At 72.3% G+C, this 14,964-nt stretch carries 17 protein-coding genes; 3 read left to right on the forward strand and 14 right to left on the reverse strand.

Going from position 1 to position 14,964, the window contains the following annotated elements:
• Window positions 1–123 precede the first annotated feature (123 nt).
• Window positions 124–342, reverse strand: a complete 219-nt coding sequence (locus ACY0MR_RS11115; protein WP_015036455.1) for a hypothetical protein — start codon at window positions 340–342, stop codon at window positions 124–126.
• A 391-nt stretch (window positions 343–733) separates the two neighbouring features.
• Complete coding sequence (locus tag ACY0MR_RS11120) at window positions 734–1,015, reverse strand: acylphosphatase (RefSeq protein ID WP_361847140.1); 282 nt, start codon at window positions 1,013–1,015, stop codon at window positions 734–736.
• 203 nt (window positions 1,016–1,218) lie between these two features.
• On the opposite strand from ACY0MR_RS11120, the gene ACY0MR_RS11125 reads away from it, so the two are divergent.
• Window positions 1,219–2,181: a CAP domain-containing protein gene (locus tag ACY0MR_RS11125; RefSeq protein WP_473560545.1), complete on the forward strand. Its 963-nt coding sequence runs from the start codon at window positions 1,219–1,221 to the stop codon at window positions 2,179–2,181.
• A gap of 77 nt (window positions 2,182–2,258) precedes the next feature.
• Here ACY0MR_RS11125 and ACY0MR_RS11130 read toward each other — a convergent pair whose 3' ends face one another.
• On the reverse strand, window positions 2,259–2,843 hold the full coding sequence (locus ACY0MR_RS11130) for a flavodoxin family protein (protein WP_388793810.1): 585 nt from the start codon (window positions 2,841–2,843) through the stop codon (window positions 2,259–2,261).
• Window positions 2,844–2,968: 125 nt separating this feature from the next.
• Here ACY0MR_RS11130 and ACY0MR_RS11135 point away from each other — a divergent pair, with 125 nt between their 5' ends.
• Window positions 2,969–3,355 carry a winged helix-turn-helix transcriptional regulator gene (locus tag ACY0MR_RS11135; protein ID WP_361847131.1) on the forward strand — a complete coding sequence of 129 codons (387 nt, stop codon included), beginning with the start codon at window positions 2,969–2,971 and terminating at the stop codon, window positions 3,353–3,355.
• 103 nt (window positions 3,356–3,458) lie between these two features.
• Here the strand turns inward: ACY0MR_RS11135 and mutM are convergent, their stop codons facing one another.
• The 9 genes from mutM to ACY0MR_RS11180 form a co-directional block, all read right to left on the reverse strand.
• On the reverse strand, window positions 3,459–4,319 hold the full coding sequence (gene mutM / locus ACY0MR_RS11140) for a bifunctional DNA-formamidopyrimidine glycosylase/DNA-(apurinic or apyrimidinic site) lyase (RefSeq protein ID WP_361847128.1): 861 nt from the start codon (window positions 4,317–4,319) through the stop codon (window positions 3,459–3,461).
• Between the two features lie 117 nt (window positions 4,320–4,436).
• The gene (rnc, locus tag ACY0MR_RS11145; protein WP_361847125.1) at window positions 4,437–5,243 is read right to left on the reverse strand and encodes a ribonuclease III; all 807 of its coding nucleotides are present in this window, start codon (window positions 5,241–5,243) and stop codon (window positions 4,437–4,439) included.
• Window positions 5,244–5,263: 20 nt separating this feature from the next.
• Window positions 5,264–5,437 (reverse strand): 50S ribosomal protein L32, encoded by a 174-nt coding sequence (rpmF, locus tag ACY0MR_RS11150; RefSeq protein WP_015036448.1) that lies wholly within the window; start codon window positions 5,435–5,437, stop codon window positions 5,264–5,266.
• A 2-nt stretch (window positions 5,438–5,439) separates the two neighbouring features.
• Window positions 5,440–6,153, reverse strand: coding sequence for a YceD family protein (locus ACY0MR_RS11155; RefSeq protein ID WP_361847122.1), 714 nt, complete (start codon window positions 6,151–6,153; stop codon window positions 5,440–5,442).
• Between the two features lie 90 nt (window positions 6,154–6,243).
• Window positions 6,244–7,302 carry an ATP synthase F0 subunit B gene (locus ACY0MR_RS11160; RefSeq protein ID WP_388793805.1) on the reverse strand — a complete coding sequence of 353 codons (1,059 nt, stop codon included), beginning with the start codon at window positions 7,300–7,302 and terminating at the stop codon, window positions 6,244–6,246.
• A gap of 110 nt (window positions 7,303–7,412) precedes the next feature.
• Window positions 7,413–7,892 carry a pantetheine-phosphate adenylyltransferase gene (coaD, locus tag ACY0MR_RS11165; RefSeq protein ID WP_328491035.1) on the reverse strand — a complete coding sequence of 160 codons (480 nt, stop codon included), beginning with the start codon at window positions 7,890–7,892 and terminating at the stop codon, window positions 7,413–7,415.
• A gap of 26 nt (window positions 7,893–7,918) precedes the next feature.
• Complete coding sequence (gene rsmD, locus ACY0MR_RS11170; protein WP_388793803.1) at window positions 7,919–8,503, reverse strand: 16S rRNA (guanine(966)-N(2))-methyltransferase RsmD; 585 nt, start codon at window positions 8,501–8,503, stop codon at window positions 7,919–7,921.
• Between the two features lie 68 nt (window positions 8,504–8,571).
• Window positions 8,572–10,773 carry an ATP-dependent DNA helicase RecG gene (gene recG, locus ACY0MR_RS11175; RefSeq protein ID WP_361847113.1) on the reverse strand — a complete coding sequence of 734 codons (2,202 nt, stop codon included), beginning with the start codon at window positions 10,771–10,773 and terminating at the stop codon, window positions 8,572–8,574.
• Window positions 10,774–10,832: 59 nt separating this feature from the next.
• Window positions 10,833–12,452, reverse strand: a complete 1,620-nt coding sequence (locus ACY0MR_RS11180; protein WP_392862437.1) for a DAK2 domain-containing protein — start codon at window positions 12,450–12,452, stop codon at window positions 10,833–10,835.
• Between the two features lie 276 nt (window positions 12,453–12,728).
• Here ACY0MR_RS11180 and rpmB point away from each other — a divergent pair, with 276 nt between their 5' ends.
• Window positions 12,729–12,914, forward strand: a complete 186-nt coding sequence (rpmB, locus tag ACY0MR_RS11185) for a 50S ribosomal protein L28 (RefSeq protein ID WP_015036441.1) — start codon at window positions 12,729–12,731, stop codon at window positions 12,912–12,914.
• 140 nt (window positions 12,915–13,054) lie between these two features.
• Here the strand turns inward: rpmB and thiD are convergent, their stop codons facing one another.
• A complete protein-coding gene (gene thiD, locus ACY0MR_RS11190; protein WP_388793798.1) occupies window positions 13,055–13,855 on the reverse strand; it encodes a bifunctional hydroxymethylpyrimidine kinase/phosphomethylpyrimidine kinase in 801 nt (266 codons plus the stop codon).
• Complete coding sequence (locus tag ACY0MR_RS11195; RefSeq protein ID WP_148006334.1) at window positions 13,852–14,814, reverse strand: thiamine-phosphate kinase; 963 nt, start codon at window positions 14,812–14,814, stop codon at window positions 13,852–13,854. Before ACY0MR_RS11195 ends, thiD begins: the two co-directional genes overlap by 4 nt.
• Window positions 14,815–14,964 lie beyond the last annotated feature (150 nt).

Here is a 14,964-nt window from a genome sequence, read left to right on the forward strand (position 1 = left end):
GCCGGAGCGCCCCTTGCATGTCCGCTCTGCCGACATGAGTACTCGGTCGGCCCCACCGGCATGGATCTGCCGTCGGCGGTGCCGGCGTGAGTGGTTCCCACCTGGCCCCTCGGGGCTGGGTTGTCAGGTGAGCGCAGGCTCCGCCTGGGGTACGTCGAGGTCGATGCTGTTCAGCAGCGACTCTCCCTGGTGCTGAGCGGCGGCCGCGGCGAGCGAGTCGTTCTCGGACTGGATCCGTACCAGCTCGGATTCCAGGTCCTGGACGCGCTGCTGGAGCCGTCGCATCTCGGCGAGGAGTCGCGGGTCGGAGCCGCCGACGTAACCGAGAAGCGCCTTTGCCATGATGAGTGGTCCTCCACAATGAGTGACCGACCGTAGCGGTTGGGTCGTGAGGGATTTCGCACCCGCGGTGCTCGGCAGTACTGCTTGTCGTGCCGGTTCCACTGCCAAACAGCTAAGGTGCGCGGGGATTCCAGAGTCTCACCAAAAAGTTTGACGGTCAACACGATCACGCCCCGTTTGAAGGGCCCACCGAGGAGTCCCGGGCCGCTCAGCGGGCGGCGGGGCCTCTGGAACTCGGTGCCTCAGGGCGTCGCGATCATCCTTACCCGGCAGCCTTCCATGACCGGCGCTCCTTGGCAACCACCAGGGGCTTTCCCCGTCGTCCGGCTGTTACCGCCCGTTCCCCCGGTACCCCTCTCGGTCACCGGGAGAGGGTGTCGGAGAGTGATCGTCAGCGGATGGCGAAGCCGTCGTAGCCACCGCGCGGGGTGGCCCAGATCTCAGTGACGCCGTCCACGCGCCCGGGTGTGTCGGCGGAGTGGAGCCAGGCGAGCAGACGGTGGCAATTCTCACGCGCCCCTTCGGCCACCACCTGCACCCGGCCGTCGTCGAGGTTCAGGGCGAAGCCCACCAGGCCGCCGATCTCCAAAGCGTTTGCCCTGGTGAACCAACGGAAGCCCACTCCCTGTACCCGGCCGCGCACCCAGGCGGTCATCCGAACGTCGTCATCCATGCCTGCACGCTAACGGGCGGATTGCCAGATGAGCACATCACCCCCGGCCCGCATGGACTACAGTCCCGACCGAACATGCCTCACCCATTCGGACCCGCGCTGTTCGAGCGCCGGCCCGAAACGGTACCGAGAGCAAAGATCAGCAAAGGCCCCGAGGGCCGGCACAGGACCACAGCAGGACCAGCAAGAGGAAGGCAGACCAGATGGGACGCCACCGTCGCGCCGGAGCCGCACCCGCCGCAGAAGACTACGCGGACGGATCGGACCGCCGTCACCGGGGTGCCCGCCGCAAGCGGCGCGGCCCCGTGCGCACCGGCCTGCTCGGAGCCTCCGCCGCCGTCGCGGTGGGCGCCATCGCCGTCACCTCGGGCCTGCTGCCCGGCGGCGACACCCTCACCGTCGGCAGCGCCGGTTCGAGCGAGCGCCCCAGCCAGTCCCGGCAGGCGCCGGAACTGACGACGCAGGGCGGGGCCACCCAGACCCCGACCGGCGAGCAGAGCGGCCCGCGCACCCCCGCGAAGACGGGCACGGACAAGGGCCGGACGGCCTCGCCGTCGGCTACCCCGTCCGCGAAGCCGACCCCCACGGCGAAGCCGACCCCGTCGAAGACGACCAAGGCCCCGACCAAGGCCCCGGCCGAGGAGCCGAAGAAGGCGCCCGCCAAGCCGACGGCACCGCGGACCACGGCCGCGCCCACCACCAAGGCCCCCGCCCCGAAGCCGGAGCCGAAGCCCGACCCGACGACCGAGGCCCCGGCCCGGAAGTCGGCGGCCCCCACCACCGACCGCAGCGCGGCCGCGGAGGCCGAGGTCGTACGCCTCGTGAACGACGAGCGCGCCAAGGTGGGCTGCTCTCCGGTGAGCGCGGACACCCGGCTCGCGGCGCTGGCCGGCGCGTTCAGCTCGGACATGGCGGCCCGCGGCTTCTTCGACCACACGGACCCGGACGGCGCCACCCCGTGGGTGCGCGCCGAGAAGGCGGGGATCTCGGGCCTCGGCGGCGAGAACATCGCCCGCGGCCAGGCGGACGCGGCGGCCGTGATGGCGTCCTGGATGAACAGCGACGGCCACCGCGCCAACATCCTGAACTGCGACTACACCACCCTCGGCGTGGGCGTCCACTTCGCCGACGGCGGCCCCTGGTGGACCCAGGACTTCGGTTACTGAGCCGCCCGGACGCTCGGGGAGACGCACGGGAGGGCCCCGTCACCGGTCGGTGACGGGGCCCTCCCGCATGCGGACGGTCAGACGGCGGCGCGGCCGGCGACGAAGGTGCGGGCCGTCAGGGCGACGCGGCGGCCGAGGTGCTCGGCGGTGGCGACGTCGGCCTTGTGGACGCCCTCGGGGCCGAGGTCGTTGTGGGTCTGGGCGCCCGCGCCGGCGAAGAAGCCGAGACGGTTGAGGTCGTTCTCGGAGGCGTCGCTGGTGTTCCAGCCGGGCTTCAGGCCGAGGTTGACCCAGGTCATGCCGTGCTGGCCGGCGAGGGTCTGGAAGAACTGCAGGGTGTGCAGCTTGTCGCCGCTCTTGGAGCCGGAGTTGGTGAAGCCGGCGGCGAGCTTGTCCAGCCAGGCGTCCGTGAACCAGCGCTTCGAGGTCTCCTCGGCGAACCGGTGGAAGGCGCCGGACGCGGTGCCCATGTAGGTCGGCGAGCCGAAGACGATCGCGTCGGAGGCGTCGAGCAGCTCCCACTGGGCGTCGGTGATCCCGTCGACGTCGATCAGGTGGACGGTGGCGCCCGTGTCCGCGGCGCCGGCGCGGACGGCCTCGGCGAGGACGGCGGTGTGGCCGAAGCCGGAGTGGTAGGCGATGGAGACGACGGGGGTGGTCACAGCGGGGCTCCTCGAACGGGGGCGGTGGGGCTACGACCGGAAGTAGAGCACTAACTTTCTGAAAGCGCAAACGGATGGTTAGCGCACCTCTGGTGGTAAGCGCTGCACGGGAGTACGGTGGACGCATGACCGAGGACCTCGCCTACGACGTGTTCGCCCGCGCCTGCCCCTCGCGCGGCACGCTGGAGCACGTGACGGGCCGCTGGGGCAGCCTGACCCTGGGCGCCCTGCACGAGGGGACGTTCCGCTTCAACGAACTGCGGCGCCGGGTGGACGGCGTGAGCGAGAAGATGCTGTCGCAGACCCTGCACGCCCTGGAGCGCGACGGACTCGTGCACCGCGAGGCCCAGCCCACCAACCCGCCGCGCGTCGACTACCGGCTCACCCCCCTCGGCCGGGACGTCGCGGAGCGGCTGATCGGCCTGATCGCCCTGGTGGAGGGGCGTATGCCCGAGGTCGAGGCGGCCCGGGCGAGCTACGACGCGGAGCGCGCGGCGACCGTGTCGGGCTGAGCGTGGAACCGCGGAGAGTTCGGCCGGCCGCGCCGGAGCGCCGTGCCGCGGAGGCACCGGACCGCGCGGGACGCCGGTCCGGACGGGATCCCGGAGCGGACCGTCAGACGGTCGCGCGCGGCGGGCGCTGGCAGCGCGGGCAGAAGTAGCTGGAGCGGTTCATCCAGGACCGCCTGCGTATCGGAGTGCCGCAGCGGCGGCAGGGCTCGTCCTCGCGGCCGTAGGCGTCGAGCGAGCGGTCGAAGTAGCCGGACTCGCCGTTGACGTTGACGTACAGGCTGTCGAAGCTGGTGCCGCCGACGTCGAGGGCCGCGTTCATCACGTCACGGGCGTGCCCGAGCAGCTCCGCGGAGCGCGGCCGGGTCAGGGTCGCGGTCGGCCGGTCGTAGTGCAGCCGCGAGCGCCAGAGGGCCTCGTCCGCGTAGATGTTGCCGACGCCGCTGATCAGCGACTGGTCGAGCAGGGCGCGCTTGACCGTCGTCCGGCGCAGCCGCAGCGCGCGGTGGAAGGCGTCGTCGTCGAACTCCGGGTCCAGCGGGTCCCGGGCGATGTGCCCGATGACGTCCGGGAGCCCGTCGGGGGTCTGGTCGTGGAGCGAGAGTCCGCCGAAGGTGCGCTGGTCGACGAAGCGGAGCTCGGTGCCGGCCGCGTCGTCGAAGCGAATCCGGATCCGCAGGTGCTTCTCGTCCGCGGCGCCCTCGGGCTGGACGAGCAGCTGTCCGCTCATGCCGAGGTGGCCGAGGACGGAGGTGCCGGTCTCGGCCAGCGGCAGCCAGAGGTACTTGCCGCGGCGGCGCGCCACCTCGAAGCGCCGCCCCCTGAGCCGTGCCGCGAAGTCCGCGCCGCCGGCCGGATGGCGCCGTACGGCCCTGGGGTGCAGCACCTCGACGTCGGTCACGGTCCGCCCGGCGACCCAGCGCTCCAGGCCCCGCCGGACGACCTCGACCTCGGGCAGCTCGGGCACGGGACTCCTCCGGACGTACGTCGTCGACAGCACTCCCACCCTACCGGCGCGCACACCCCGGAAAAGACGGGAACCCCGCCGTGGGGCGGGGTTCCCGGGAAGCGGGGATGCGGCCGGTCAGGCCGACGCCCGGTGGGCGGTCGGAGAGGGGTCGGCGACCTCTCCCGCCTCGGCCGCGGCCTTCGCCGCCGCCGCGCGTTCGTCCGCGGCGGCCTTGATCGAGCGCCACGCGGACTCCGCCGCCTGCTGTTCCGCTTCCTTCTTGCTGCGGCCGGTGCCGGTGCCGTACGAGACACCACCGACGCGGGCGGCAGCAGTGAAGGTCTTCTCGTGGTCCGGACCCTCCTCGGAGACGAGGTACTCCGGCACACCCAGACCCTCGGCCGCGGTGAGCTCCTGGAGACTGGTCTTCCAGTCCAGGCCGGCACCGAGGTTCGAGGACTTCTCGATCAGCGGGTCGAAGAGCCGGTGCACCAGCTCGGACGCCGCTTCGAGGCCCTGGTCGAGATAGACCGCGCCGATCACCGCTTCAAGGGTGTCGGCGAGGATGGACGCCTTGTCCCGGCCGCCCGTGCCCTCTTCGCCCCGGCCGAGCCGGATGAAGGAGCCGAGTTCGAGTCCGCGCCCCACGCCCGCCAGCGCACGCGAGTTGACCACCGCGGCCCGCAGTTTGGCCAGCTGGCCTTCCGGCAGGTCGGGGTGGGTCCGGTACAGCGTGTCCGTGACCACCAGGCCGAGCACGGAGTCCCCGAGGAACTCCAGCCGCTCGTTGGTGGGCAGACCGCCGTTCTCGTACGCGTACGAACGGTGGGTCAGCGCACGCACCAGAAGGGCGGACTCGAGCCGATAGCCGAGCCGCCCTTCCAGAAGCGTGTGGGACGAGGCATGGTCCGTCTTGTCGTCCGTCTTGCGGGACTCAGACATTGCGCCTCTCACCAGCCCAATCAGACCGAGAGGACCTGGCGCTTGTTGTAGGTGCCGCAGCTCGGGCACGCGATGTGCTGCAGCTTCGGCTCCTGGCAACGCTCACACGAAACCAGGGTGGGGACCGCAGCCTTCCACTGCGACCGGCGGTGGCGCGTGTTGCTGCGCGACATCTTCCGCTTCGGAACAGCCACGGCTACTTCTCCTGCTTCTCGGCGGCGCTTCGGACGTCCCCGTCAGAGGCTTTGCCGCTCATGTTGTCCTTCTCATCGGTTCCCAGCGAACCGGCGAGTCCCTGCAGTGCCGCCCAACGGATGTCGACGGCGTCATGGTGGTGGTCCGGGTTCTCGTTCAGGTTGGTTCCGCACTCGGAACACAGGCCCGCACAGTCCTCCCGGCACACCGGCTGCATCGGCAGTGCGAGCACCACCGCATCACGCAGCACGGGTTCGAGGTCGAACATGCCGTCCTCGAGGGGGATCATGTCCTCGTCGGCCTCGGCTTCGTCGTCCGCGGCCGCCTTGGAGCGGCCCCGGTCGTCGGAGTCGGGGTACGAGAACATCTCCTGGAAGTCCACGTCGAGCTCGAGCTCGACGGGCTCCAGACACCTTACGCACTCCCCCTCGGCCGATGCACGGGCGGTGCCTGTGACAAGCACCCCTTCCATGACCGACTCAAGACGGAGATCGATGTCGACCGGGGCGCCCTCGGGCACTCCGATCACTCCTTCGACGCCGAGGTCCCTGGGGGCCTCGATCGAACGCGAGAGCCGCTGGAGGGCACCAGGACGCCGCCCCAGCTCGTGTGTGTCGAACACGAGGGGGTTGCGGTGGTCGAGGCGCGTGCTCAGGGCTCTTCCTGCTTTCGAAAGTCGTGCTGCGTCGAGGAGGCTGCCAGACGCGGGCAGCATGGATCGCGGAGATACGCGCGACCGAAGAGCCAGGATACTGGACGCTTCGCTCAGGGCCCAATCCGGGCCTCGGGGGCCTGACCGGCCCGTCTACTGCCCCTGCTCGTAGCGGCGCAGCTGCTCCAGGTCGATCATGCTCGTGTCGAAGAAGCTCGTCTCGTCGAGCGAGCCGCCCTGCTGCTGCCCCTGCTGTCCCTGCGCGTGGTCCTGCTGGACGGGCTGCTGGTACGCGTACGGGTCCTGCTGCTGGTAGCCGTACGGGTCCGTGTGCTGCGGCTGCTGCTGGTACGCGTAGGGGTCGGGCTGCTGCTGGACCTGCTGGTAGCCGGCGTACGGGTCGCCCTGGGGCTGCTGGTAGGCCGCGTACGGGTCGGCCTGGGGCTGCGCCTGCTGCTGGGCCGGGATCTGGACCGGCTCGGGGTCGGCGAGCTCCGCGAGGCCGGCCAGGTAGTCGGAGTCGCTGGTGTGCACGGATCCGACGAGGCCGTCCTGGGCGGCCATGTGCTCGCCCAGCGCGTCGGTGGCGATCCGCCCGTGCAGCTTCTGCCGGCCCCGGCCGACGGCCTCCAGGGTCTTGCTGAGCACCGCCTCGAAGGCGCCGAGCTTGGCGTCGACGTACTCGTCGGCCCGGTGGATCAGGGTCTGCGGGTCCGAGCTGTACTCGGGGGCGTCCTCGTCGGCGTAGCCGTTCTGGTCGAGCCCGGGGCCCCGGCCGAGGAGCTTCTCGCGGCCGCGGTCGACGGAGCCGATCGTCTTGTTGAGGACGACCTCGAAGTTCGCGAGCTTGGAGTCGACGTAGTCGTCGGCCTCCGCGCGGACCTCCTCCGCCTCCCGGCGGGCCTCGGAGAGGATCCGGTCGGCCTCCTCCTGGGACTGCCGGGCGACCTGGGTGTCGGAGACGATCGAGCCGCGCTCCGCGTGGGCCGCCTCGATGATCCGATCCGCCTCCTGGCGGGCCTGCTCGACCATGTGCGCGCGGCCGCCGATCAGCTCCTGGGCCTGGGCCAGGGAGCCGGGCAGGGCCTCCCGCACCTCTTCGAGCAGGGCGAGCAGCTCGGCGCGGTTGACCACGCAGGATGCCGACATGGGCATGGAGCGGGCGCCCTGAACGGTCGCGACGATCTCGTCGAGCTTCTTCTGCACGTCCACCGGGTGCTCGCCACTCTCTACAGCTGGATGGAGACGGACGGGACGACTGTAAGGGCAGTCGGGGCCCGTCCGACACCGGGTGACGGAGCGTCAGCGGCGATGGCCGCGCGTCACTTCCGGCCCAGGCGCTCGGTCAGCCGGGGCAGGACCGTCGGCGGGACCAGGTGGGAGACGTCGCCGCCCCAGGCGGCGACCTCCTTGACCAGCGAGGACGACAGGAAGCTGTAGGTCGGGTTGGTGGGGACGAAGAGGGTCTCCACGCCCGTGAGGCCGTTGTTCATCTGGGCCATCTGCAGCTCGTAGTCGAAGTCGCTGACCGCGCGCAGCCCCTTGACGATCGCGGGGATGTCGCGCTGCTTGCAGAAGTCGACGAGCAGCCCGTGGAAGGACTCCACCTCGACGTTGCCGAAGTCGGCGGTGACCTCGCGGATCAGTTCGATCCGCTCGTCGACCGTGAACAGGCCCTTCTTCGACTGGTTGATCATCACCGCGACGTGCACGACGTCGTACAGCTTGGAGGCACGGGCGATGATGTCGAGGTGTCCGTTGGTGATGGGGTCGAATGACCCCGGACAGACGGCGCGGCGCAACGTGGGTCCCTCGCTCTCCGGTCCGGTCATCGTGCGTCTTCGCACGGTGAGGCGGCGCGACCGTACCAAAACGTTCCCTCGCCGTAACGACGGGCCCGCAGTGGTTCGAAACCGTCCGGCCAGCCGAATTCCCCGCCTCTGGTGCTGCGCTCCACGGTGACGAGGGCGTCGTCCGCGAGCCAGCCCCCCGAGCGGAGTGTGAGGAGAATCTCCCGGAGCTCGGCGTCGCCGACGGCGTACGGCGGGTCGAGGAAGACCAGGTCGTAGGGGTCGGCGGGGGCAGCTCCGGTCACGATCTGCTCCGCCTTGCCGGTGCGGAGTTCGGCGCCGGGCAGACCGAGCGAGGAGATGTTCTCCCGGATGGTCCGCGCGGCGCGCGGCTCGGCCTCGACGAGGAGGGCGTGGGCGGCCCCGCGGGACAGCGCCTCCAGGCCGACGGCGCCGGAGCCGGCGTACAGGTCGGCGACCCGGGCCCCGTCGAGGGTGCCGAGGAACGCCCCCCAGGTGGAGAACAGGCCTTCGCGCGCCCGGTCGGAGGTGGGGCGGGTGCCGTTGCCGGGCGGCACGGCCAGGCGGCGCCCGCCGGCGGTTCCGGCGATCACGCGGGTCATCGGTGTCCTCGTCCTGCGTCGTCCAGTGCGTACGTCTCAGGATATGACCGCGGGTCCGCGGCGCGCGGTCAGCCCTTCTCCAGGTACTCCTCACGGTCCTTGTCGAGCAGGGCGTCGAGCGCGGTGCGCAGGCCGGGGTGGGCGGTGAGGTCCGGGTCGGCGAGGACGAGGGCGGTCGCCTCCTCCCGGGCGGCGGCGATGACCTCCTCGTCGTCGATGACGGTGAGCACCCGCAGCGAGGAGCGGACGCCGGACTGGGCCTGGCCGAGGACATCGCCCTCGCGGCGCTGTTCGAGGTCGATGCGGGAGAGCTCGAAGCCGTCGAGGGTGGCGGCGACGGCGGCGAGGCGCTGCCGGGCGGGGCTGGCCTCGGGCATCTCGCTGACCAGGAGGCAGAGGCCGGGGGCCGAGCCGCGGCCGACGCGGCCGCGGAGCTGGTGGAGCTGGGAGACGCCGAAGCGGTCGGCGTCCATGATCACCATGGCGGTGGCGTTGGGGACGTTGACGCCGACCTCGATGACGGTGGTGGCGACGAGGACGTCGAGCTCGCCGGCGGCGAAGCGCCGCATGACGTCGTCCTTGTCGTCCGGGTGCATCCGGCCGTGCAGGACGGCGATCCGGAGTCCGGCGAGCGGCCCGGCGCCGAGCTTCTCGGCGACGTCGAGGACGGCGAGCGGCGGGCGCTTCTCGGCCTCGTCCTCGGCGGACGCCTTCGCCTTCTTCTTCTGGTCCTCCTCGTCGCCGATCCGGGGGCAGACCACGTACGCCTGGTGTCCCTTGCCGACCTCCTCGCGGACCCGTTCCCAGGCGCGGGCGAGGAAGTGCGGCTTGTCGGCGGCGGGGACGACGTGGGTGGCGATCGGGGAGCGTCCGGCGGGCAGCTGGTCGAGGACGCTGGTCTCCAGGTCCCCGAAGACGGTCATGGCGACCGTGCGCGGGATGGGGGTGGCGGTCATCACCAGGAGGTGCGGGGGCTGCTTGCCCTTGCCGCGGAGGGCGTCGCGCTGCTCGACGCCGAAGCGGTGCTGCTCGTCGACGACGACCAGGCCCAGGTCGTGGAAGCGGACCTTGTCCTCGATCAGGGCGTGGGTGCCGATGACGAGGCCGGCCTCGCCGGTGACCAGGTCGAGCAGGGCCTGCCGGCGGGCGGCGGCGCCCATGGAGCCGGTGAGCAGGACGACCTTGGTGGCGCGGTCGGCGCCGCCGAGCATCCCGCCCTCGGCGAGCTCCCCCATCATCTCGGTGACGGAGCGGTGGTGCTGCTGGGCGAGGACCTCGGTGGGGGCGAGCATGGCGGCCTGTCCGCCGGAGTCGACGACGGCGAGCATGGCGCGCAGCGCGACCATGGTCTTCCCGCTGCCGACCTCGCCCTGGAGGAGGCGGTGCATCGGGTGCTCGGTGGCCAGGTCGTCGAAGATCTCCCGGGAGACCTTGCGCTGGCCGTCGGTGAGGGTGAAGGGCAGCTTGGCGTCGAAGGCGTCGAGGATGCCTCCGGGGACGGGCCGGCGGGCGGCGGCGGGGAGCTGCGTGTCGGCGTGCCGGCGGCGGGCGAGGGCGACCTGGAGGACGAACGCCTCGTCCCACTTGAGGCGTTCGCGGGCGACGGCGATGTCGGCCTTGGTGCGGGGCCGGTGGATGAGCCGGAGGGCGTCGGGGAGTTCGGCGAGTCCGCGGCCCTCGCGCAGGGCGTCGGGGAGCGGGTCGACGGCGTCGACCGCGCTGGGCAGGACGGCGTCGACGGCCTTGGCGATCTTCCAGGACTCCAGCTTGGTGGTGGCCGGGTAGATCGGGATCTGGGCCCCGGCCCAGACGTCGACCGTGTCGGGGCTCTCCCCGTCGTCGCCGCGGAGGAGTTCGTACGCGGGATGGGCGAGCTGGAGGCGCCGGTTGAAGAGCGAGACCTTGCCGGCGAACATCGCGCGGGTGCCGGGCAGCAGGTCGTGGTGCGGCTTGTGCACGCCCTTGCCGAAGAAGACCAGCTGGAGGCGGCCGCTGCCGTCGGTGATGGTCACTTCGAGGCGCTGGCCGCGTCCCTTGGCGCCGTTGAAGGTGTGCACACGGGCGTCGGCGACCTGGGCGACCACGGTGACGTGCTCGTCGAGCGGCAGGTCGGCGAGGGTCGTCAGCTCCCCCCGCTCGGCGTACCGGCGGGGGTAGTGGTGGAGGAGGTCGCCGACCGTGTGCAGGTCGAGCGCCTCGGCCATGACCTTGGCGGTGGCGGGGCCGAGGGACTTCTTGAGTGGTTCGTCGAGCGCGGGCACGCGTTCCATTGCACACCACGCGACCGACAGTCGTCCCGGATGCCGGGGAGGAGCGTCGGGAAATGCCGCTATTCCACCCCGATGAGCAGGGGCGGGGCGCCGGTGCCGGCGTGGTAGGTGGTGGTGTCGACGGCCAGGTAGCCGCTCCGGACGTGGGCCTCCAGGTCGGGTGCGAGTCCGGGCGGGGTGTCGTCGGCGACGACGAGGGTGACGAGTTCGCCGCCGGCGGAGAGCATCCGGTCGAGGACGGTGCGGGCGGTCTCGGCGAGGTCGGTGCCGATGACGGCGACGTCGCCCTCGATGAGGCCGAGGATGTCGCCGGCCTGGCAGACGCCGGCCGAGGTGAAGGACTGCCGTTCGGCGACGGCGAGTTCGGCGTAGCGGGTGGCTCCGGCGGCGGCGGTCATGGCGACGACGTCCTCGTCGAAGCGCCGGTCGGGTTCGTGGACGGCGAGGGCGGCGATGCCCTGGACGGCGGCCCGGGTCGGGATGAGGGCGACGCGGATGCCCTCGGCCCTGGCGTGTTCGGCGGCGGCGGCCGCGGTCTGCCGGAGGTCGCCGTCGTTGGGCAGCAGGACCACCTCGCGCGCGTGGGCCCGCCGGATCGCGTCGAGGAGGGCGTCGGCGGCGGGCTGTTCGCCGGGCAGGGTCCGTACGGTCGTGGCGCCCGCCTCGGCGCAGAGTCCGGCGAGGCCCTCGCCGGGGACGACGGCGACGACGGCCCGCTGGGCGCGTTCGCCGCGGGCGGTGGAGGCCGCCGCGTCGGCGGCGAAGTGGGTGATCCGGATGCGGTGGGGCCGTCCGGCCTCGATGCCGGCCTCGACGGCGGCGCCGGCGTCGTCGACGTGCACGTGGACGTTCCACAGCCCGTCGCCGCCGACGACGACGAGGGACTCCCCCAGGGCGTCGAGGCGGGACCGGAGGAGGTCCACGGCCTCGTCCCCGGCCTCCAGGAGGTAGATCACCTCGTAGGCCGGCCCGTCCTCGGCCGGGCAGTCCTCCCGGGGGGCGGGGGCGGTCCGCGCCTCGGGGGCCGGCGGGGGCGTCCGTCCGGTGACGGTCTCCAGGAGGGCGCCGAGGACGGTCACGAGGCCCCGGCCGCCTGCGTCGACGACTCCGGCCCGTTCGAGGACGTCGAGCTGTCCGCAGGTGGCGGCGAGGGCGGTCCTGGCCCCGTCGTGGGCGTTCCTGGCCACGTCGACGAGGCCGCCGCCGGCGGCGCAGGCGGCGGCCGCGGCGCTCGCCACGGTGAGGATGGTGCCCTCGACGGGGTGGGCGACGGCCCGGCGGGCCGCGGTCGCGGCCTCGTCGAGGGCGCGGGCGAGGTGATCACCGTCACAGCCGTGGGCGAGGACGCCCGCCATGCCGCGGAGCAGCTGGGAGAGGATGGTGCCGGAGTTGCCGCGGGCGCCGAGCAGGGCGCCGTGCGCCATGGCCCGGACGGTCTCCGCGGTGTCGGGGCGGGGTGCGGCGGCGGCCGCGAAGACGGCCTCGACGGCCTGGTGGGCGGCTTCCGCGGTCAGGTACAGATTGGTGCCGGTGTCCCCGTCCGCCACGGGATACACGTTGATCGCGTCGATCTCCTCGCGCTCCCGGCCGAGCGCGTCGAGCGAGCGCGCGCACCAGGACCTGACCGCTTCGGCGTCGAGCTCGACGAGCTCCTCGAAGGGGTGAAGGGCTCGCGACAACGGGGGGTCCTCCTTCGGCGGCGGGCTCACCGCAGGGTAGACCCGAGGTGTCCGTCCCCCAAGCTCCCGGTTTCGCGCGAGCGGGAGGGGACCCCCGGTGACCGGGCCCCGGGGCGAGGTCCGCCGAGACCGTGGTAGTTTCGTTCCACCGAGCCAGCCGTTGTATGCTGCTTCGGTTGCCTGGTTCACGCCGGGCCATCCCCCGGCAAGCCACTTCAGACTCCTGATTCCGGTGCGCCGGATTTCACTGTAATTCTGAAGTCTTTGGAGTGACCCGTGGCTGCCAACTGCGACGTCTGCGGCAAGGGGCCGGGCTTCGGCAACAACATTTCGCACTCGCACCGCCGTACGCCCCGTCGCTGGAACCCGAACATCCAGCGTGTGCGTGCCGTGGTCGGTCGGACGCCGAAGCGGCTCAACGTCTGCACCTCGTGCATCAAGGCCGGCAAGGTCTCGCGCTAATTGCGACGTGTTCTGTCGTAGCGCAGCCCCTGCGGTTGCCTTGAAAGGCCGGTTCACCCAGGTGAACCGGCCTTTTGCCGTGCCCGGACTCCCCCGCGCCCGGCCCGGGGGTCCCGCCGGCGCGAGGGCCGGCGGGGTCCTCAGTCCCTGAACCGCCAGCCGTGGTCGACCGGGCCGATGCCCGCGCCCAGCGCGAACCCGGCCGCGATGGCCCCGGTCACGTAGTCCTTCGCCTCCCGTACCGCCGCCGGCACCGGAAGCCCCTTGGCCAGCCCGGACGCGATCGCCGAGGCGAGCGTGCAGCCCGTCCCGTGCGTGTGCCGGTTGTCGTGGCGCGGGGCGCGCAGCCAGTGCTCCTCCGAGCCGTCGGTGAGCAGGTCCACGGCCTCCCGGCCGGTGGGCAGGTGCCCTCCCTTGATCAGGACCCACTCGGGTCCGTACGAGAGGACGGCCTCGGCCGCGACCCGCATGTCGGACTCGTCCACGACGTGGACGCCCGTGAGCTGTGTCACCTCGTCCAGGTTCGGCGTGGCGACGGCGGCCCGGGGCAGCAGCTTCGTCCGGACGGAGTCGAGCGCGCTCGCGGCGAGCAGGGAGTCCCCGTGCTTGGAGACGCCGACCGGGTCGACGACGACCGGGGCGGCGGTGTCCGCGAGCAGCTCGGCGACGGTCTCCACGAGGGCGGCGGAGGCCAGCATGCCGGTCTTGACCGCCTGGACGCCGATGTCGTCCACGACGGCCCGGTACTGGGCGCGCACGGCCTCGACGGGCAGTTCCCAGACGCCCAGGACGCCCTGCGAGTTCTGGGCGGTGACGGCGGTGACGACGCTCATGCCGTGGACGCCGAGCGCGAGCATCGCCTTCAGGTCGGCCTGGATGCCCGCACCGCCGCCGGAGTCGGATCCGGCGACGGTCAGCACCAGCGGCGGCGCGGAGCTCACTCGGTCTCCCCGAAGTGGTCCCAGCCGCCCACGCTGTGCCAGGGCGCGCCGTCCACGGTGACCTGCGGCAGCGCGGAGGGATTGAGGACCTCGCCGATGACCTTCCAGCGGGCGGGCAGCTTCACGTCGGGCGGGAAGGTCGCCACGATGGCGTGGTCCTCTCCCCCGGTGAGCACCCACTGCATGGGGTCGACGCCGACGGCCTGGCCGATGTCGTTCATCTGGGTCGGGATGTCGATGAGGCCGGAGCGCAGGTCGATGCGGACGTTGCTGGCCTCGGCGATGTGGCCGAGGTCGGCGATGAGGCCGTCGCTGACGTCGCACATGGCGGTGGCGCCGAGGCCGGCGGCCGCGGGGCCCGCGTGGTACGGCGGTTCGGGCCTGCGGTGGGCCTCGACGAAGGCGCGGGGCGAGCGGAAGCCCCGGGAGAGGACCGCGTACCCGGCGGCGGACCAGCCGAGCCATCCCGTGTAGGCGACGACGTCGCCGGTCTTGGCGCCGCCCCGGGTGACCGGGTCGTGGTTGCGCAGATCGCCGAGCGCGGTGATGGAGACCATGATCGTGTCGCCCCGGACGACGTCGCCGCCGACCACCGCGGCGCCCGCGACCTGACATTCGTCGCGCAGTCCGTCCATCAGTTCGGTGGGCCAGGTGACGGGCAGCTCGGCCGGGACGACCAGGCCGAGGAGGAGTGCCGTGGGGACCGCGCCCATGGCGGCGATGTCGGCGAGGTTCTGCGCGGCGGCCTTGCGGCCGACGTCGTAGGCCGTCGACCAGTCGCGGCGGAAGTGACGTCCTTCGAGCAGGATGTCCGTGCTGGCTACCACCCGCCGGTCGGGTGCGGAGACGACCGCGGCGTCGTCGCCCGGCCCGATCCGTACCGCCGGGGTGGACGTGAGCCGGGACGTGAGCTCCCTGATGAGCCCGAACTCGCCCAGCTCTCCGACTGTGCCCTTCACCGCGCCTCACCTCGTGTCTTCGTGCCGGCCGGCGGGCGGCGGCGCGTCTGCGCGCGCCGCGGGTCGCGGGCCGTCACCGTGCTGGGTACCGTCAAGTAAGCCGTCAACTTCTGTCCTGCGTACGCCACCCCGCGAGCGCCTCGGGACACG

It is taken from the genome of Streptomyces sp. JN8, from assembly GCF_055808075.1.

Excerpts from the sequence above, each read along its gene's own strand:
- ACY0MR_RS11115 (WP_015036455.1), bottom strand. The coding sequence starts at position 342 with ATGGCAAAGGCGCTTCTCGGTTACGTCGGCGGCTCCGACCCGCGACTC.
- ACY0MR_RS11120 (WP_361847140.1), bottom strand. The coding sequence starts at position 1,015 with ATGGATGACGACGTTCGGATGACCGCCTGGGTGCGCGGCCGGGTACAG.
- ACY0MR_RS11125 (WP_473560545.1), top strand. The coding sequence starts at position 1,219 with ATGGGACGCCACCGTCGCGCCGGAGCCGCACCCGCCGCAGAAGACTAC.
- ACY0MR_RS11135 (WP_361847131.1), top strand. The coding sequence starts at position 2,969 with ATGACCGAGGACCTCGCCTACGACGTGTTCGCCCGCGCCTGCCCCTCG.
- rnc (WP_361847125.1), bottom strand. The coding sequence starts at position 5,243 with ATGTCTGAGTCCCGCAAGACGGACGACAAGACGGACCATGCCTCGTCC.
- ACY0MR_RS11155 (WP_361847122.1), bottom strand. The coding sequence starts at position 6,153 with ATGCTGCCCGCGTCTGGCAGCCTCCTCGACGCAGCACGACTTTCGAAA.
- rsmD (WP_388793803.1), bottom strand. The coding sequence starts at position 8,503 with ATGACCCGCGTGATCGCCGGAACCGCCGGCGGGCGCCGCCTGGCCGTG.
- recG (WP_361847113.1), bottom strand. The coding sequence starts at position 10,773 with ATGGAACGCGTGCCCGCGCTCGACGAACCACTCAAGAAGTCCCTCGGC.